The sequence below is a fragment of the Duganella sp. SG902 genome (assembly GCF_013376005.1).
Lineage (GTDB): Bacteria > Pseudomonadota > Gammaproteobacteria > Burkholderiales > Burkholderiaceae_D > Rugamonas.
The window spans coordinates 1-20,384 of the sequence record NZ_JABMJK010000022.1; the positions used below are offsets into that span (position 1 = coordinate 1).

Here is a 20,384-nt window from a genome sequence, read left to right on the forward strand (position 1 = left end):
ACGCCAGATGGAGGAATTCGCACAACTGCAACCTTCACTCTTTTGAAACCATGTCAACAAAATTATTCCGGACAGCAGTGCGCGCAGGCGGGAATCCATAGGCCGCATGAAGGCCAACGCGGCATGGATTCCCGCCTGCGCGGGAATGACGGGATCAGGCGATGCGCTTGTACCAGGACTGGTGGGCCAGCAGCGGCTTGTAGTGGCGCGCCAGCGGGTCGTGCTCGTCCAGCGGCCGGTCCAGCGCCAGCGTGCCGAAGGGCGCGAGGCTGTCGTCGAACAGCTGCAGCACGCGCTTGCGCAGCGCCGGGCCGAAGTCGGGCAGGGCGCGATGGCCCAGGATCATCTGGAATTCGTTGAACGAGGCATCGGTCACCAGGTTGTACTGCGCCCACGTGATGCGGCTGCTCAGGTGCGGCTTGAGCACCGCGCGCAGGCCGTCCGCGCTGACGTCGAAGTAATCGATCAACTTGCCGATGCCGCCGCTGCGCACGTAGTTGGACTGCAGTTCGCCCAGCCGCTCCATCGGCAGGGTGGCTTGCAGTGCCTCGGTCAGCATGGCGTCGCTGGCGACGGTGGCGTAGATCTCGGTGCGGGCGGTCAGTTGTTCCTGTTCCAGCAGGATGGCCAGCGTCCAGGCCTGCTGCGCCCCGGCGCAGTCGGCCAGCCAGACGCGCGGCAGGGCGGCGCCGTGCAGGCCCACGCCCAGCGACAGGCGCAGCATGGACACTTCCAGCGCGTTGTCGAACATCAGCGCCGGCGTGACGTACAGGGTGCGCAGCAGCGCGTCGTAGGCCTGGTCGTCGTGCAGGATGCGCGACTGCAGGGCCGAGATGGTGGCCAGCCCCAGCTCCGCGCGCAGCGCCTGCACCTTGCGCGCCACCACGGCGCGCTCGTAGCCGCGGAAGTCGTAGCCATGGCATTGGAACAGGGCTTCCAGCAGCAGCTCCAGCTCCAGCTCCTCGACCGAGGACGGCGAGTGCCGCCGCCCGCCGGCGCCGGCGGAGACGATCAGCGGCGCGGCGCTGGCCGGCGCCGGTCCCGCCGCTTCCGGTTCCGGCGCGGCCGCCTGCGCGGCGCCGGGTAGGGAGGCGCCGCTCAGTGCCGCCTTGATGGAGGTGAGGATGGACGACATCAGTGCAGCCACACGCGCATCAGCGACAGCAGCTGCGCCACGTCCACCGGCTTGGTGATGTAGTCCGACGCCCCGGCCGCGATGCACTTGTCGCGGTCACCCTTCATCGCCTTGGCGGTCAGCGTGATGATCGGCAGCGACTTGAACTTCGGAATGCGGCGGATCGCGCGCATGGTGTCGTAGCCGTCCATCTCCGGCATCATGATGTCCATCAGGACGATCTCGATGGTCGGATCGCGCTCCAGCACCTCGATGCCATCGCGCCCGTTCTCGGCGAACAGCACCTGCATCTGCTGGCGTTCCAGCAGCGACGACAGCGCGAAGATGTTGCGCAGGTCATCGTCGACGATCAGCACCTTGCGTCCCGCCAGCCCGCCCTCGGCCGCGTGGATCTCCTCCAGCATGCGGCGCTGCGCCTCCGGCAGGCTGGCCTGCGAACGGTGCAGGAACAGCGCCGTTTCGTCCAGCAGCCGCTCCGGCGAACGCGCGTCCTTGATCACGATGGTCTTGGCGTAGCGCTTCAACTTGGCCACTTCCTTGCGGTTCAAGTCCTTGGCGGTGTTGATCACGATCGGCACGTCGCGCAGCGATTCATCCCGGCCGATGATGTCCAGCAGGTCGAAGCCGCTGATATCGGGCAACGTCAAGTCCAGCACCACGCAGTCGAAATGCTGTTCGCGCAGCGCGTCCAGCGCCGCCTGGCCGGTGTCCACCGCCACGATATGGATGTCGACGTCGCCGATCAGCGCGATGATGGCGTCGCGCTGCGCCTGCTCGTCATCCACCACCAGCAGGCTGCGCTTGCCGCCCAACAGGAACTTCTGGATGCGGGTGAACTCCTCCTGCAAAGCCTCCTTGCTGACCGGCTTGTTCAGGTAGGAGATGGCGCCCAGCCGCAGCGCGCGCTCGCGCTCGCGCAGGCTGGACATCACGTGCACCGGGATATGGCGCGTGCTGGGGTCGCGTTTCAGGCGGTCCAGCACCGTGAAGCCGTCGATGTCGGGCAGATCGAGGTCGAGGAAGATCGCCGATGGCAGGTAGTCGCGCGCCAGGCTCAGCGCCGAATCGCCCTGCATGGTGACGATGCCCTTGAAGTTCTTCTCGCGCGCGAAGCTCAGCACGATCTGCGAGAAGCGCTCGTCGTCCTCGATGATCAGCACCGACGGGTCGCCCGGCGCCACCAGTCCGCGGTCGTCGCTGCCGCTGTATTCATCGAGCTCGCCCTCGATCTCGTGCAGATTGTTGACCACCTCGTGCTCGTGGTGCGGCGCCGGGGTGTACACCACCTGCGGCGCCGGCGTCGGCGCCGGCACCCGCACCTGTGGCGCGCGCACCGTCTCGTAGTTGATGAAGCCCGCGCGGTTGTAGGGCAGGAACAGGGTGAAGGTCGAGCCGCTGCCCACCACCGATTCCACCCGGATCTCGCCACCCAGCAGGCGCGCCAGCTCGCGCGAGATCGACAGGCCCAGACCCGTGCCGCCGTATTTACGCGCGGTGGAACCGTCGGCCTGCTGGAACGCCTCGAAGATCAGCTGCAGCTTGTCGGCCGCGATGCCGACCCCGGTGTCGCTCACCGCGAAAGACAGCACCGCGTCGGCGTGCAGCAGGTTGGGGTGGTCGCTGGTGAAGCCGCTGGTCACCAGGCTGATGACCAGCGACACCTGGCCGTGGGTGGTGAACTTGAACGCGTTCGACAGCAGGTTTTTCAGCACCTGCTGCAGGCGCGTGGTGTCGGTCATCATGGCCGTCGGCAGGCTGTCCTTCAGCTCCACATAGAAGCCCAGGTGCTTGGCCTCCGCCATGTGGCGGAAGGTGCGGTCCACGTAGTTGCGCAGGTTCTGGAAGCGGTACTCGGAAATGTCCAGCGTGACGGTGCCGGATTCGATCTTCGACAGGTCGAGAATGTCGTTGATCAGCGTCAGCAGGTCGGAACCGGAGCCGTGGATGGTCTTGGCGAATTCCACCTGCTTGTTGGACAGGTTGCCGTCCGGGTTGTCGCCCAGCTGCTGCGCCAGGATCAGCAGCGAGTTCAAAGGCGTGCGCAGTTCGTGCGACATATTCGCCAGGAACTCGGATTTGTATTTCGACGACAGCGCCAGCTGGGTGGCTTTTTCCTCCAGCGCCAGCTTGGCTTGCTCCACCTCGCGGTTCTTCCGCTCCACCTCGATATTCTGCTCGGACAGCAGGCGGGCTTTTTCCGCCAGCTCCTGGTTGGTCTGCTGCAGTTCCTGCGCCAGCGATTGCGACTGCGTCAGCAGCGACTCGGTACGGCTGTTCGCCTCGATGGTGTTCAGCACCACGCCGATCGATTCCATCAGCTGGTCGAGGAAGGACAGGTGGGTCTCGGTGAAGCGGTCCAGCGAGGCGATCTCGATCACCGCCTTCACCTGCTGCTCGAACAGGATGGGCAGCACCACGATATTGGTCGGCGGCGCCGCGCCCAGGCCGGACGACACCACGATGTAATCGCGCGGCACGTCGGTCAGCCAGATGCGCACCTTCTCCAGCGCGCACTGGCCGACCAGGCCTTCGCCCGGCAGGAAGGAGGTCGGCAGCTTGCGGCTGGAGCGGTAGCCGTAGCTTGCGATCATGCGCAGGCGCGCGTCGCTGTCGCCGGAATCCATCATGTAGAACACGCCGTGGTGGGCCGACACCAGCGGCGCCAGCTCGGACAGAATCAGCTTGGTCACGGCCTGCAGGTCGCGCTGGCCTTGCAGCAGACGGGTGAAGCGCGCTAGGTTGGTCTTCAGCCAGTCCTGCTGCGCGTTCTTCAGCGTGGTGTCCTTCAGGTTACGGATCATCTCATTGATGTTGTCCTTCAGGTAGGACACCTCGCCTCGCGCCTCCACCTGGATGGAGCGCGACAAGTCGCCGCGCGTCACGGCGGTAGCCACCTCCGCGATCGCGCGCACCTGGTTGGTCAGGTTGGCCGCCAGCTGGTTGACGTTCTCGGTCAAGTCCTTCCAGGTGCCGGCCACGCCGGATACGTTGGCCTGGCCGCCCAGCTTACCTTCCGTACCCACCTCGCGCGCCACCCGCGTCACCTCGGATGCGAACGAGGACAATTGGTCCACCATCACGTTGATGGTGTCCTTCAGTTCCAGGATCTCGCCCTTCACGTCCACCGTGATCTTTTTCGACAAGTCGCCGCGCGCCACCGCCGTGGTCACCGCCGCGATGTTACGCACCTGGCCCGTGAGGTTGGACGCCATGAAGTTCACGTTGTCGGTCAAGTCCTTCCAGGTGCCGCCCACGCCCGGCACGTAGGCCTGGCCGCCCAGCTTACCTTCCGTACCCACCTCGCGCGCCACGCGCGTCACCTCGGATGCGAAGGAGGACAGCTGGTCCACCATCACGTTGATGGTGTTCTTCAGTTCCAGAATCTCGCCCTTCACGTCCACCGTGATTTTCTTCGACAGGTCGCCGTTGGCCACCGCCGTGGTCACGTCCGCGATGTTACGCACCTGGCCCGTCAGATTGGACGCCATGAAGTTCACGTTATCGGTCAAGTCCTTCCAGGTGCCGGCCACGCCGGACACATTGGCCTGGCCGCCCAGCTTACCCTCGGTACCCACCTCGCGCGCCACGCGCGTCACCTCGGATGCAAACGAGTTCAATTGGTCCACCATCACGTTGATGGTGTTTTTCAGCTCCAGAATCTCGCCCTTCACGTCCACCGTGATCTTCTTGGACAAGTCGCCGTTGGCCACCGCCGTCGTCACGTCGGCGATGTTACGCACCTGGCCCGTGAGGTTACCCGCCATCGAGTTCACCGAGTCGGTCAAGTCCTTCCAGGTGCCGGCCACGCCTTTCACCTGCGCCTGGCCGCCCAGCTTGCCCTCCGTGCCCACCTCGCGCGCCACACGGGTCACCTCGGAGGCGAAGGAGGACAGCTGGTCCACCATCACGTTGATGGTGTTTTTCAGTTCGAGAATCTCGCCCTTGACGTCCACCGTGATCTTTTTCGACAAGTCGCCGTTGGCCACCGCCGTCGTCACCGCCGCGATGTTACGCACCTGGCCCGTCAGATTGGACGCCATGAAGTTCACGTTGTCGGTCAAGTCCTTCCACGTGCCGCCCACGCCCGGCACATAGGCCTGGCCGCCCAGCTTGCCCTCGGTGCCCACCTCACGCGCCACGCGCGTCACCTCGGATGCGAAGGACCGCAGCTGGTCCACCATCACGTTGATGGTGTCCTTCAGCTGCAGGATCTCGCCGCGCACGTCCACCGTGATCTTCTTGGACAAGTCGCCGTTGGCCACAGCCGTGGTCACTTCGGCGATGTTACGCACCTGCGAGGTCAGGTTACCCGCCATCGAGTTCACCGAGTCGGTCAAGTCCTTCCAGGTGCCGGCCACGCCTTTCACCTGCGCTTGGCCGCCCAGCTTACCCTCGGTGCCCACCTCGCGCGCCACGCGCGTCACCTCTGAGGAGAAGGAGGACAGCTGTTCCACCATGGTGTTGGCGGTCATGGCCGCGCGCAGGTACTGGCCTTTCAGCGGGTGGCCGTCCACCTCCAGCGCCATGGTTTGCGACAGGTCGCCTTTGGCCACGGCGCCGATCACGCGCGCCATTTCCGAGGTCGGGCGCACCAGGTCGTCGATCAATGTGTTGACGGAGCTGATGATGGTGGCCCAGCCGCCGGCCGTATTCGGCATCTCGGCGCGCTGCGTCAGGCGGCCCTCGCGTCCCACCACGCGACTGACCTCGGTCACCTCGCGCACCATGCGCGCCTTGGTGTCGATGATGTCGTTGAGCGTGTCGGCGATCTTGCCCGCCATGCCGATCCAGTCGGAAGGCATGCGCACTGAAAAGTCTCCTTTTTTCAGCGCCATCAGTGTCGACAGCAGCACTTTCGCGTCCAGTTGTTCACCCAGGTCGGTCATATTGTTCATGGCTTATTCCTCATTGCTTAGGAGGGTAGGTGTGTTGACATTGAAATCGCCGCTGGTCTGCTCCAGCAGGCCGGCCGCCGGCAGCGGCGCGTAGAACAGCGGTCCCTGGCAGGTATGGCAGCCCAGTTCCTGCAGTGTTTCCAGTTGCTGGCGCGTTTCCACGCCCAGCGCGATCACGCGCATCGACAACGCCCGCGCCAGGTGGATCACGGCCGCCACGATGTCGGTGCCGCCTTCGTCGTTGCCGATGCCGTGCACGAAGCCGCGGTCTATTTTAAGGGCATTGAGCTGCCAGCGCTTGCAGGCCGCCAGCGAGGAGCGCGCGCTGCCGAAATCGTCCAGCGCCAGGCGCACGCCGGTGCTTTGCATCTGTGTCAGCAGCTGCGCCAGCGGTTCGCTGGCGCCCAGCAGCAGCTTTTCGCTCAATTCGATGCCGATGCTGCCCGGCGCCAGCCCATGCTTGCGCATGGCCGGCAGCAGCACCTGCAGCAATTCCGCATGCAGCTGCGGCGTGGCCAGGTTGAGCCAGATGCACAGCGGCGGCACGCGCAAGGCGCCGCCAGTCAGGCCTTGCCACAGCGCGGCCTGCGAGCAGCATTGCGCGATCACCCAGGCATCGACGCGGTCGAGCAGGGCGCGTTCCTGCACCAGCGGCAGGAAATGCGCCGCCTCCAGCACGCCGTGCACCGGGTGGCGCCAGTACAGCAGCGCCTCGGCGGCGATCACCTGGCCGGTAGACAGGTCGACTTGCGGCTCGTAGCGCAGCTCCAGCTGGCCGGTCGCCAGCGCCTTGCGCAGCTCCAGCGTCCAGCGTTCCCGTTCGCGCTCGCGCACATTGAGCTCCTCGTGGAAGAACTGGATCGGCGTGGCGGAGTTCTGCTTGGCGTGGTACATCGCGGTATCGGCGTTTTTCATCAGCGCCTGGGCGTTGGCGCCGTCCTCCGGATACAGGGCGATGCCGATGCTGGCGGCGGTCTTCAACCGGTGCGCGCCGATCTCGAACGGCAGCGCGCACGCCATCTCGATCTTGCGCGCCACGCGCGCGGCGTTGGCCGAGGCGGATTTGCCTTCGATGAGCACCACGAACTCGTCGCCGCCCAGGCGCGCCACGATGTCGGCCACCCGCACCGCCGCCGTCAGCCGCGCCGCCACCTGGCGCAGCAGCTCGTCGCCGGCCTCGTGGCCGTAGGTGTCGTTGATCGGCTTGAACTTGTCGAGATCGAGGAAGAGCAGCGCGAAGCCGACGCCGCCGCGGTCGGAGGTGGCCACCGCGTGCTCCAGCTGCTGGATCAGGGCGCGGCGGTTGAGCAGGTTGGTCAGGGCGTCGCGCGTGGACAGGTCGTGCGCCCGTTGCTCGGCCTGCTTGCGTTCCTTGACCTCCAGCTCCAGCTCGGCGTTGATGCGTTCCAGGTCCTGAAGGCGTTGCACGCGCAAGTCCTGGTTGAGGCGTGCCAGTTCCTCGGTCTTGACGCGCAACTGCATGTTTTTCTTGGCCATTTCCACGAACACGCCGACCTTGGCCTGCAGGATCTGCGGGATCACCGGGGTGAACAGGTAATCGGCCGCGCCGTGCTGGTAGGCCTTCAGGCGGTTCAGCTCATCGGCGTAGTGGGCGGTGATGAAGATGATGGGCGTGCCGGCCGAGCGCGGGTGCGAGTGGATCGCCTCGGCGGTCTCGAAGCCGTCCATGCCGGGCATGCTGACGTCGAGCAGGATCACGGCGAACTCGTGCAGCAGCACTTGGCGCAGCGCCTCCTTGCCGGAGCCGGCGGTGATGACTTCGTATAAATGTTGGTCGGCGGCGTCAAGCAGCAGGGTTTCCAGCGCGTATAGGCTGGGCTGGTCGTCGTTGACGAGGAGAACTTTTGGGATCTGCACGGCGGCTGGTCGACAGTTACTGTTTTTGGACGGAAAAAGATTACTCTATTTTATCGTTTTAATAACTCGGCTTCCAGCTTTTCCAAGCCTTGAAAGCTTATCGCAACTAAATTTTCCTGTGCGCACGATTGAGTGCCGGATTGCAGATTAATTCTCACCAATTCTTGCACTGGTTCCCGCGCGGCATTAATAGTATGCTGCTGTAATGCAAAAAAATCCTTGCCGGGTGATACCGCATGCTGAAAACGGCTGACCGTAGAAAAGCGGTGACCAAGCCACGCCTGATTTTCTGGGGCGTGGGCTGCGCCTTGGCGGCCGGCGTCGGCGCGCTGTTGTACGGCGTGGCCGCCCGCACCGTCGACGACGACGCGGCCCAGCGCTTCGAAAACCTGGCGCGCAGCACCCAGTACGGCATCTCGGCCCGCATCAAGTCGTATTCCGACCTTACGCGCGGGCTGGCGGCGTTGTTCCAGACGTCAGACCACGTCTCGCGCGTGCAGTTCCACCAGTATGTCACGAGCCTCGATATCCCGCGCTATTTCCCGGCCATCGAGGCGCTGACCTGGGCGCCGGTGGTGACCGACGCCCAGCGCGACGCCTTCGTGGCCACCGTGCGCGCCGAGGGCTATCCCAATTTCGACATCACGCCGCCCGGCCGGCGCGAACAGTACGCGGTGCTGACCTATCTGGAGCCGGCGGCCATGCTGGCCGAGCGCCACGGCGTCGACATCGCCGCCAACCCGGTGGTGGCGCGCATGCTGGCGTCGGCGCGCGACAGCGGCCAGGTGGCCGCCTCCGGCCAGCCCATCGTGGTGCGGCTGCCGACGCCGCACTTCGGCCTGGGCGTGCGGCTGCCGGTGTACCGGCGCGGCATGCCGACCGGCACCGTGGCCGAGCGGCGGGCGGCCTACCTCGGCTCGGTCGGCGCCGGCTTCAGCGTGCCCAAGCTGGTGCAGGGCGCCATCGACGAGATGACGGTGCGCCAGGTGCACCTGACGTTGTACGCCGACGGCAGCGCCGACGTCGAGCAGCGCCGGCTGGTGATCGAGAAGACCGACCGCCTGCTGTTCAACGACACCGGCGCCATGGTGGCCACGCCGCTGGCGGCCGCCGAGCGCGAGCAATTCTTTGAAACCGTGCTGCCGATCGACTTCAACGGCAGCCTGTGGAAGGCGCAGTTCCAGGTCCGCAAGGCGGCGCTGCTGACCGGCTTCGACCTGTACTTCCCGTGGATAGGCGCGCTGACCGGCTTCGCCGGCACGCTGCTGATGTACAGCTACGTGTTCGTGCTGTACGCGTCGCGCCGGCGCGCCATCAAGCAGGGCGTGATGCTGGACACGGTGCTCAACAACGTCGACGCCCACGTCTACATGAAGGATCAGAACCGGCGCTTCATCTACGTCAACGCGCGCATGGCCGACTGCATGGGCATGCCGGCCCACGAGATCGTCGGCAAGCTCGATCGCGAACTGATGCCGGCCGAGGTGGCGGACGCGCAGTGGGAGCTGGAGCGGCCGGTGTTCGCCGACGGCCTCAAACGCTCCGGCGAGGTGCAGTTTGTCGGCCGCGACGGCGTGCTGCAGCACCTGTGGACGGTCAAGGTACCGGTCGAGCTGGGGCGCTCGGTGACCGGGGTGATCGGCCTGGCCACCGACGTCACCGCGCTGCACAAGCTGAAGGAGGAGGCCGACGCCGCCAACCAGGCCAAGAGCGACTTCCTGTCCAACATGAGCCACGAGATCCGCACGCCGATGAACTCCATCATCGGCATGGCGCACCTGGCGCTGAAGTCGGTCACCCATCCCAAGCAGCGCGACTACCTGCAAAAGATTTACCATTCGGGCCAGCACCTGCTGGGCATCATCAACGACATCCTCGACTTCTCCAAGATCGAAGCCGGCAAGATGGACCTGGAGGTGCTCGACTTCACGCTGGACGCGCTGCTGGCGAACATCTCCAGCCAGCTGGGCGAGAGCGCCCACGCCAAGGGGCTGGAGCTGGTGTACGAGATCTGGCCCGGCCTGTCGCACCAGCTGCGCGGCGATCCCCTGCGGCTGGAGCAGGTGCTGCTGAATTTCGCCGGCAACGCCATCAAGTTCTCCGAGAACGGCAAGGTGATCATCCGCGCCCGCCCGCTGGAGGAGCGCGACACCCACATCATGGTGCGCTTCGAGGTGGTCGATCACGGCATCGGCATGACGCCGGAGCAGGTGGCCAAGCTGTTCCAGTCGTTCCACCAGGCCGACAGCTCGACCACGCGGCGCTATGGCGGCACCGGGCTGGGGCTGGTGATCAGCAAGCAGCTGGCGGAACTGATGGGCGGCGGCGTCGGCGTCGAGAGCAAGCCGGGCGAGGGCAGCACCTTCTGGTTCACCGCGCGCCTGGCCAAGGGCGTGCGCTTCCTGCAGCCGAACGACGAATCGGTGCAGCCCGACGTGCTGGACAGCATACGCGGCGCTTCCATCCTGCTGGTGGAGGACAACAGCTTCAGCCAGCAGGTGGGGCAGGAGTTGCTGGAGGATGCCGGCGCCACGGTGTGCGTGGCCAACAACGGCAAGGAGGCGATCGACCTGCTGCTCAAGGAGCGCTTCGATTGCGTGCTGATGGACGTGCAGATGCCGGTGATGGATGGCTACGAGGCCACGCGCCTGATCCGCGCCCATCCCAAGCTGTCGGCCACGCTGATCATCGCCATGACCGCCAACGCCGGGCGCGACGACCAGCAGCGCTGCCTCGACGCCGGCATGGACGAATTCGTCACCAAGCCGATCGCGCCCAAGCTGCTGTTCAACATGCTGTCCAAGTGGATGAGCCAGCGCACCCGCGCGGCCGGCGCCGAGCGCAAGCCGGCGCCGCCCCCGCCATCGTACTTCTCGGCGCCGCAGGGCCTGGGCGTGCTGCCGGCGCCGCCGGTGTTCGTGCCGCGCCAGATGGCGCCGTCCGCGCCCGCCGTGCCGTCCGCCCCCGCGGCGGCGGCCGTGTCCGCGCCTGCCGCCGCGCCGGCCGAGCTGTTCGACGTGGCGGCGCTGGCCGAAACCTTCGGCGGCAAGCCGGAAAAGATGCGCAAGTACGCGCTGCTGTTCCTCAGTTCCGCGCGTGACGGCCTGGCCGAGATCGACCAGGCGCTGGCGCGCGGCGACCTGGCCCAGTTGTCCGAACTGGGCCACCGCACCAAATCGGCCGCGCGCGCGGTCGGCGCCATGCAGTTCGGTAACCTGTGCTACGCGCTGGAACAGGTGCGCAACGAGCCGGACACCGCCAACGCCAAACGGCTGGTGGCCGAACTGCACGCCATGCTGGGCGTGCTGGAGCGGCATATCGAGCAGGAACTGCTGGCATACGTCCCGGGCTAGAGCGATAATACGGGTTCGATCATCACAAAGAGCCCCATGCACCCTGGCATCACCCCCGGCCTGCTGATTTTGCACGGCAATCAGATGGAACAGCTGCGCGCCGCCGTCTTCCAATGGCTGCGCAGCCACCCGCTGGGGGCGCTGGAGTCGGAAATCTTCCTGGTGCAGTCCAACGGCGTGGCCGAGTGGTTGAAGATCGCGCTGGCCGAGGAAAACGGCATCTGCGCCGCCGCCCGCGTGGCGCTGCCGGCGCGTTTCCTGTGGGACGCCTACCGCGGCATGCTGGGGCGCGAGCGCGTGCCGCCCATCTCAGCGTTCGACAAGGGGCCGCTGACCTGGCGCCTGATGCGCCTGCTGCCGACCTTGCTGGCCGATCCCGTGTTCGCGCCGCTGCGCCACTTCCTGGCCGACGGCGAGGCGGAACGCCGACTGCAACTGGCCGAACGCCTGGCCGACTTGTTCGACCAGTACCAGGTCTACCGCGCCGACTGGCTGGACGACTGGGGCGCCGGCCGCGACCAGCTGCGCAACGCGCGCGGCGAGGCCATGCCGCTGGCGGAAGACCAGCGCTGGCAGGCGCAGTTGTGGCGCGCCGTGATCGACGATGTCGAGCCGCACGAGCGTGGCCTCGGCCGCGCCACCGTCCACACCGAATTCGTGCGCGCCAGCGCCGCCGGCGAGGCGCCGCTGGGCCGCCTGCCGCGCCGGGTGGTGATCTTCGGCGTCTCGGCGCTGCCGTTCCAGACGCTGCAGGCACTGGCCTCGCTGGCGCGCCACACGCAGGTGCTGCTGGCCGTGCCCAATCCCTGCCAGTACTACTGGGGCGACATCATCGACGGACGCGACCTGCTGCGCAGCGCGCACCGCCGCCAGCAACTGCGCAACGGCCAGGATCTGGGCCAGATCCCGCTGGAGGAACTGCACGCGCACAGCCACCCGCTGCTGGCCAGCTGGGGGCGGCAGGGCCGCGACTTTGTGCGCATGCTGGATGAATTCGACGAAGCCGCGCAAGCGGCTGCCGCCGCCAGCGAGGACGACGCCGCGCCGCTGCGCGTGGACCTGTTCAGCGAAGGCGAGGGCGATACGCTGTTGACGCAGGTGCAGGCCGCCGTGCGCGAGCTGCTGCCGCTGTCCGAGCACCCGCACCTGCCGCCGCCCGATGACGACCGCTCGATCGAATTCCACGTCACCCACAGCGTGCAGCGCGAGGTGGAGGTGCTGCACGACCAATTGCTGCAAATGTTCGCGGACGCCGAACATGGCGATCGTCCGCTGCGCCCGCGCGACGTGGTGGTGATGGTGCCGGACATCGACACCTTCTCGGCCGCCATCCACGCCGTGTTTGCGCAGTACCGCCGCAGCGACCCGCGTTACATCCCGTTTGAAATCGGCGACGTCAACGACCGCAGCGTCAATCCGCTGCTGGTGGCGCTGGAATGGCTGCTGCGCCTGCCGCAGCAGCGCTGCCGCCAGAGCGAGGTGCGCGACCTGCTGGACGTGCCGGCGCTGGCCGCGCGTTTCGGCTTGCACGAGGACGACCTGCCGACGCTGGGCCGCTGGATCGAAGGCGCCGGCGTGCGCTGGGGCCTCGACCAGCAGCACCGCAGCGGCCTGGGACTTGGCCCGGCCGGCGAGCAGAACGCCTGGATCTTCGGCGTGCGCCGCATGCTGCTCGGTTACGCCAGCGGGTCGGCTTCCAGTTTCGCCGGCATAGAGCCTTACGCCGAAGTCGGCGGGCTGGATGCCGCGCTGGCCGGCTCGCTGGCGCAACTGGTGGAGGCGCTGCTGCACTGGCGCGCCGTGCTGGCCGAATCGCGTTCGCCCGCCGAATGGGGCCTGCAGGCGCGCGCGCTGCTGGCGGCCTTCTTCAAATCCAATGAAGAGGGCGACCGCCTCACCCTGGCGCTGCTGGACGACGCCCTGAACAAATGGCTGGACACCTGCGAAGGCGCCGGCTACGAGGAAGCGGTGCCGTTGGCGGTGCTGCGCGAAGCCTGGCTGGGATTGATGGATGAGCCGACGCTGAACCACCAATTCGTCTCCGGCGGCGTCACCTTCTGCACCCTGATGCCGATGCGTGCCGTGCCGTTCCGCGTGGTCTGCCTGCTGGGCATGAACGACGGCGACTTCCCGCGCCGTGCGCCGAAAGCCGACTTCGACCTGCTGGCGCAGCCGGGCATGGCCCGCCCCGGCGACCGCTCGCGCCGCGACGACGACCGCTACCTGATGCTGGAGGCCGTGCTGGCCGCGCGCGACAAGCTGTATATCAGCTGGGTGGGGCGCAATGTGCGCGACAACAGCGAGCAGCCGCCATCGGTGCTGGTGTCGCAGCTGCGCGATTATCTGGTCAATGGCTGGCAGCTGGACCTGCACGCGCGCACCACCGAGCATGCGTTGCAGCCGTTCAGCCGCCGCTATTTCGAGGCTGGCGGCCTGCTGACCTACGCGCGCGAATGGCGCGAGGCGCACGGCGAAGAAGCGGCGGCCGGCGAATCGGTTGAACTGCCGCCGTTCGACATTGATGACAAATTCCGTCTCAAGCTCGGCCAACTGCACAACTTCCTGCGCCAGCCGGTGCGCTTCTTCTTCCGCCAGCGCCTGGGCGTGATGTTTGGCGAGGCGGCGCTGGTGGGCGAGGACGAGGAGCCATTCTCGCTCAACGCGCTGGAACGCTACCTGCTGGAAGACACGCTGCTGGACGACGCCGACGCGCCGGAGGAAATCGATCAGGTCTATGACAGGTTGAGCCAGCGCGCCGAGCGGCTGGCGCGCGAGGGCGTGCTGCCGATCGGTCTGATCGGCCAGCAGTACCAGCACCAGCTGGTGCAGGCGCTGGTGCCGGTACGCTGCGCGTGGCTGACCTTGCGCCAGCACTACGAGCTGGCGGCGCCCAAGGTGGCGCTGAATTTGGTGCTGGCCGGCGTTCCGCTGGACGACTGGATCGACCAGCTGCGCAGCAACGGCAGCGAGACCGTGTGGCTGGCGCAGATGTCCTCGCGCGTGGCCGACAAGCAGGGCAAGCCGCGCGGCGACAAGCTGATCGCGATGTGGCTGCGCCAGCTGGCCGTATCGGCCACCGGCATGCAGGTCACCGGCTACCTGGTCGCGCGTGACGCCATCGTCACCATGAAGCCGCTGCCGCCGGCGATGGCGGAAGAAGTCTTGCGCGAACTGGTCTGCCTGTGGCGCGACGGCATGAACCGCCCGCTGCCGACGGCCTGCAAGACCGCGCTGGCGCTGGTGCGGGACGGCGACCCGCGCGCGGTCTACGACGGCGGCTTCGATGTCAATGGCGAGAACGAGGACCTGTGCCTGGCGCGCCTGTGGCCGGACTTCGCGGCGCTTAGCGCCGAGCCGGATTTCGACGATGTATCGCGCGCCCTGTATGGCCCGCTGGCGGAATGGATGGAACACTACCTGACGATAGAACAGATCGAAGGCGAGGGCGCGCAATGAACAACGCCAATCAACTCGCCCCGCTGACCTTTCCGCTGCACGGCTCGCGCCTGATCGAGGCCAGCGCCGGCACCGGCAAGACCTGGACCATCGCCGCGCTGTACGTGCGGCTGGTACTGGGCCATGGCGGCGAGCACGCCTACAAACGCCCGCTGCTGCCGGCCGACATTCTGGTGATGACCTTCACCCGCGCCGCCACGCGCGAGCTGTCCAACCGCGTGCGCGAACGGCTGGTGGAAGCCGCCGCCTACTTCCGCACGCACGAGCAACGCGAGCAGCGCGACGACTATCTGGACGCGCTGCTGGAATCCTATCCCGACCACAGCGCCCAGCAGCAGGCCGCGCACCGCCTGCAACTGGCAGCGGAAACGATGGACGAAGCGGCCATCTTCACCATCGACGCCTGGTGCCAGCGCATGCTGCGCGAGCACGCATTCGACAGCGGCAGCCTGTTCGACGAAGAACTGGTAAGCGATGAGCAGGCCCTGTTCGAAGACGCTGCCCATGATTACTGGCGCCAGCAGGTCTACCCGCTAAACGCGGACTCGCTGGAAGCGCTGCTGTCCTGCTGGACCGACGTTGGCGCCCTGAAGTCCTCGATCCGCGAACTGGTCAAGCGGGCCGACATCATTGGCGATGCGGCCGGGCGTGGCGAGTCGTTGGGCCAGCTGATCGCCACCGTGCAGCGCGCGCAGCAAGCGCAGCTCGCGCAGCTCAAGGCCGGCTGGCACGAGCGCGCCACACGCATGGAACAGTGGATCGCCCAGCACCGCGCGGTCGATCCCAAATGCTTCAACGGTAACAAGATGCGGCCCGATTCGCTGACGGCCTGGTTCAACGGCTTGCGCGAATGGGCGCTGAATCCGGCCAGCGTGATGCCCGATATTTCGGACACGGCCTGGAACCGGCTGACCACCGAGGGCGTGGAGGACGCCTTCGCCAAGAACTTCAGCACGGTGGTGCCGGAAGACTTTGAAGCCACGCTGCCGCTGAAGTTCGCGCTGGCCGAAATCGAGCCGCTGTCGCATGCGCTGTACCGCCACGCGGCGGCGGCCGTGGCCGACCGCATGGCGGAGCTGAAAAAGCGCAGTCGCCAGTTCGGCTTTGCCGACATGCTGGACCGCCTCAACGCCGCGCTGCAGGGCGAGAATGGCGCCGCGCTGCGCAAGCGCATCACCGACCAGTACCCGGTGGCGCTGGTGGATGAATTCCAGGACACGGCGCCGAACCAGTACCAGATCTTCAACCAGTTGTATCGTGTGGCGGACAACGACCCCGATACCGGCTTGTTCCTGATCGGCGACCCCAAGCAGTCGATCTACGGCTTTCGCGGCGCCGACATCCACAGCTACCTGTCGGCGCGCCGCGCCACCGCCGGCCGCCACTACCAGCTGGGTACGAACTACCGTTCGACCAAACCGGTGGTGGAGGCGGTCAACCACCTGTTCATGTACGCGGAAAGCGGCTTCCCGCGCGGCGCCTTCCGCTTCCGCGACGTCGTCACGCAGGAAAACCAGCTGCCGTTCGAGGCGGTCGGCGCCAAGGGCCGCAAGGAACGCATGGTCGATGCGGCCGGCGATGCGCCGGCGCTGATGATCGCCTGCAGCGCGGCGCAGGACCTCAAGGCCGACAGCTACCGCGAATTCTTCGCCCACTACTGCGCCGAAGACATCGTGGCGCGTCTGAACGACGAACGCACCGGCTTTGAGGGCGGCGACCATGGCTTCGTGCGTCTGCAGCCGGCTGACATCGCGGTGCTGGTGCGCGACCGCAAGGAAGCCGCGGCCATCCGGCGTGCGCTGCAACGGCGTGGCGTGCCTAGCGTCTACCTGTCCGACAAGGACTCCGTCACCGAGAGCGAGGAGGCGGCCGACGTGCTGCGCTGGCTGTCGGCGGTCGCCAATCCACTCGATGGCGCACTGGCGCGCGCCGCGTTTGCCACCCGCACCGCCGACCTGCCGTTGGCCGAACTGGCGCGCCTGTCGTCGGACGAATTGGCGTGGGAAGAACGTGTTGAACAACTGAAGGCGCTGCACATCGTCTGGCAGCGCCAGGGCGTGCTGGCCATGCTGCGCCGCTTCATCCACGAGCTGCAACTGCCGGCGGCCTTGCTGCAGCAGGTCGGCGGCGAGCGCCGTTTGACCAATCTGCTGCATCTGGCCGAGTTGCTGCAATCGGCCAGCCGCCAGCTCGATGGTGAGCAGGCGCTGATCCGCTGGCTGGCGGAGCAGATCGAAGGCGGCGAGGGTGCCGGCGACGAGCGTGTGCTGCGGCTGGAAAGCGATGCGGAGCTGGTGAAAGTGGTCACGGTCCACAAGTCCAAGGGCCTGGAGTATCCACTGGTGTATCTGCCGTTCGCCGTCACCGCGCGCAAGGTGGAGCGGCGCAACCGCAGCTTCTTCGAATTCAGCGACGATGACGGCGTGCGTCGCATCGACATGGCGCTGACCGACACCGCGATGGAACTGGTGGAGCGCGCGCGCCTGCAGGAAGACCTGCGTCTGATGTACGTGGCGCTGACGCGCGCGCGCCACTTCCTGTGGCTGGGCGTGACCGCGCTGTCGGCCCGCAAGGCCGGCGACAACACGCTGCACGAATCGGCGCTGGGCTACCTGCTCACCGGTGGCGTGCCGCTGCCGTCGGACCTGATGATGGAGCGCTGGCAGCACGCCTGCCAGGGCTGTGCCGCCATCGGCATTACCACGCTGCCGATGCAAACGCAGGCGCCCACGCGCCTGAACCGCGTCGAACAACGTCCGCCGTTGCTGGATCCCCAGCATTACGGCGGCCATTTCGAGCGCGATTGGTCGGTCGGCAGTTTCAGCTCGCTGGCGCGCCGTACCGGTCCGACCGGCACCATCAGCGCCGCCGGCCCGGTGCCGCGCGACGCCCAGCAGGAAAAGCTGCTGGAAGGCCCCGACCTGCCGGCCATGGTGCTGCCCACCCGCGTGGAAGACGCGCCGTGGCACCGCTTCCCGCGCGGCTCGGTGCCGGGCAACTTCCTGCACGAGCAATTGGAGTGGATGGGACAGGAGGGCTTTGCCATCGTCGATCACGAGACTTTCGAATCGCGCCTGACGCGCCGCGTGGAGCGCGCCGGCTGGGCCAATCGCCTGGACGACACGCTGGCCTGGCTGCGCGAAATCGCCAGCACGCCGCTGCCGTATTTGAACGCGCCGCTGAGTCATATCGCCGCGCCGCTGCCGGAGATGGAGTTCTGGTTCCCGAGCGAGCGGCTGGGCACCGGTGCGCTGGACAGGTTGTGCGCTACCCATCTGCTGGGCGGCGCCTCGCGCCCCGCGCTGCCGGAGCGCGAGCTGCACGGCATGCTGAAAGGCTTCTGCGATCTGGTGTTTGAGCACGAAGGCCGTTACTGGGTGCTGGACTACAAATCGAATGCGCTGGGCGGCGGCGATGCGGCCTACCACGAGCCGGCGCTGATCGGCGCCATGGCCGAGCATCGCTACGATATCCAGGGCGCGATCTACATGCTGGCGCTGCACCGGCTGCTGCAAAGCCGCTTGGGGGGCGCCTACGATCCGACCGAACAGCTGGGCGGCGCCATCTTCATGTTCCTGCGCGGCATAGGCAACGCGCAAACGCGCGGCTGCTACCGGATCGAGCCCGACCCCGAATTATTGGAAGGGCTGGAACGCCTGTTGGGTGCACGTCATGAGTGAAGCATTTTTCGCGCAAGTCGATGCGCTGACCGAGGCCGGCCAGTTGCGCCGCCTGAGCGGCGCCTTCGCTCGTTTCATCGCCTCGGTGGGCGACAGCTCGCCGCAGCTGATGGCGGCTTGCGTGCTGTTGTCCGAGCTGGAAGGGCGCGGCCACAGCTGCCTGCTGCTGAGCGAATTGAACGCCGATCCGGCAGCGCTGCTCGGCTGGAGCGGCGACGAATGGCGCGACCTGCGCGCCACGGTCGATCCGTGGCCGGAAGACGTGGCCGACTGGCGCGCGCTGTTGGCCGATTGCCGCCAGGTGTGGCCGGTGGGCGGCGATGACATCAGCCAGCCGCTGGTGCTCGATGGCGATCGTCTCTACCTGCGCCGCTACTGGCAGGACGAGACTCACGTGGCCGGCGCGGTGCGTGCGCGCGCCTTGGGCGAGGTGCTGGCGCCCGACGCGGACGCGGAAACCGCCGAAATCCGCCGCTGGTTGGACATTCTGTTCCCGCACGCCCCGCGCGGCGGTGGCGTCGACTGGCAAAAAATCGCCTGCGCGGTGGCCATGCGCGGCAAGCTTGGCATCATCACCGGCGGCCCCGGCACCGGAAAGACTTACACCGTGGCGCGTCTGCTGGCCTTGCTGTTCGCCACCGCTGGCGAGCGCCAGGCCGGCTTGCGGGTGGCGCTGGCGGCGCCAACCGGCAAGGCGGCCGCGCGCCTCAAGCAATCGATCGATGTCGCGCTGGACGAACTGGCGGAAAAAGTCGGCGCGGCCTTGCCGCTGCGCGAACTTGCCGCCCGCATGGGCGCGGCGCGCACGCTGCACAGCCTGCTCGGGGCGCGGCCGGACACGCGTGCCTTCCAGCACCACGCCGGCAACCAGCTGGACGTGGATGTGCTGATTGTTGATGAAGCCTCAATGATTCACCTGGAAATGATGTCGGCGTTGTTGGCGGCCTTGCCGCAGACGGCGACGCTGATCCTGCTGGGCGACAAGGATCAACTGGCCTCGGTGGAGGCGGGCGCCGTGCTGGGCGACCTGTGCCACAACGCCGAGGCTGGCGAGTACCAGCCCGAAACCTTGTCATATGTACACGCCAGTACCGGCCAGCAAATTCCGGACAGCTTTGCCGGCCATGGCGGACCGATAGCGCAGCAAACCGTGATGCTGCGCGAAAGCCGTCGTTTCGGTGGCCCGATCGGCGCGCTGGCGCTGGCGGTGAATGCCGGCGACGCGGCCAGGGCGGTGGAGATATTGCGTTCTGGACAAGATGGGAAAGTGGCATGGACCGACCTGGCACAGCCCGCCGACCTGTTGCAACTGGCCTTGTCGGGCTATCGCGGCTATTTGCAATTAATCAAGAATATGCCGCAGGAAGCTGAAGACGTCGTACGACTTGCCATTTTAAGAAGCTTTGAAAGCTTCCGGATTTTGTGCGCGGTGCGCGAGGGCGAGTGGGGCGTTTCAGGTTTGAACGATGCAATCGAGCAAAGATTGCAGTCGGCTGGCTTGCTCAAGAGAACTGGCGAATGGTACGTCGGCCGTCCGGTCATGGTCACCCGCAACGATTACGCGACCGGCGTTTTCAACGGCGACATCGGCCTGACCTTGCCCGACCCGGCGCGTCCGGGAGCCTTGCGCGTGTACTTCTCGGAAGGCGAAACTGTGCGCAGCGTGCTTGCCACAAGGTTAAGAAACGTGGAAACCGCGTTCGCCATGACGGTGCATAAATCGCAAGGTTCGGAGTTCCTGCACACCGCCATGGTGCTGCCGAAAGAGGGGGGCGGGATGCTGGCGCGGGAGCTGATTTACACCGGCATCACCCGCGCCCGCGACTACTTTACGTTACTGACGCCGAACGGCCAGGTGCTGCTGGACGCCATCGGCCAACGAACCCAGCGTGCCAGCGGACTGCGCCACCTGCTCGACAACTAACGTCATTCCGGCGAACGCCGGAATCCATGCTGAGTTCGCTGAATCACTCACGTCTATCGGTCC

The 20,384-nt window shown here is 66.6% G+C and carries 7 protein-coding genes; 4 read left to right on the forward strand and 3 right to left on the reverse strand.

The genetic code is table 11. The annotated features are described in order from the left end of the window. Positions 1–154: 154 nt before the first annotated feature. From FHW83_RS27980 to FHW83_RS27990, 3 genes are read right to left on the reverse strand one after another with little or no spacing between them, the layout of a single operon-like run. Positions 155–1,135 (reverse strand): CheR family methyltransferase, encoded by a 981-nt coding sequence (locus FHW83_RS27980; RefSeq protein ID WP_176649637.1) that lies wholly within the window; start codon positions 1,133–1,135, stop codon positions 155–157. Beyond that, positions 1,135–6,030: a HAMP domain-containing protein gene (locus FHW83_RS27985; protein WP_176649638.1), complete on the reverse strand. Its 4,896-nt coding sequence runs from the start codon at positions 6,028–6,030 to the stop codon at positions 1,135–1,137. Before FHW83_RS27985 ends, FHW83_RS27980 begins: the two co-directional genes overlap by 1 nt. A gap of 3 nt (positions 6,031–6,033) precedes the next feature. Continuing rightward, entirely contained in the window at positions 6,034–7,908 is a 1,875-nt protein-coding gene (locus FHW83_RS27990) for an EAL domain-containing protein (RefSeq protein WP_176649639.1), read from the reverse strand. 236 nt (positions 7,909–8,144) lie between these two features. Between FHW83_RS27990 and FHW83_RS27995 the strand changes: the two genes are divergently transcribed. Genes FHW83_RS27995 through recD form a run of 4 tightly spaced genes read left to right on the forward strand, consistent with a single transcriptional unit; the run spans position 8,145 to position 20,321 of the window. Continuing rightward, complete coding sequence (locus FHW83_RS27995) at positions 8,145–11,261, forward strand: CHASE domain-containing protein (protein ID WP_176649640.1); 3,117 nt, start codon at positions 8,145–8,147, stop codon at positions 11,259–11,261. Positions 11,262–11,297: 36 nt separating this feature from the next. After that, on the forward strand, positions 11,298–14,717 hold the full coding sequence (gene recC, locus FHW83_RS28000; protein ID WP_176649641.1) for an exodeoxyribonuclease V subunit gamma: 3,420 nt from the start codon (positions 11,298–11,300) through the stop codon (positions 14,715–14,717). Next, a complete protein-coding gene (recB, locus tag FHW83_RS28005; protein ID WP_176649642.1) occupies positions 14,714–18,397 on the forward strand; it encodes an exodeoxyribonuclease V subunit beta in 3,684 nt (1,227 codons plus the stop codon). Before recC ends, recB begins: the two co-directional genes overlap by 4 nt. Continuing rightward, entirely contained in the window at positions 18,390–20,321 is a 1,932-nt protein-coding gene (gene recD, locus FHW83_RS28010; protein WP_176649643.1) for an exodeoxyribonuclease V subunit alpha, read from the forward strand. Before recB ends, recD begins: the two co-directional genes overlap by 8 nt. The last annotated feature ends 63 nt before the right edge of the window (positions 20,322–20,384 follow it).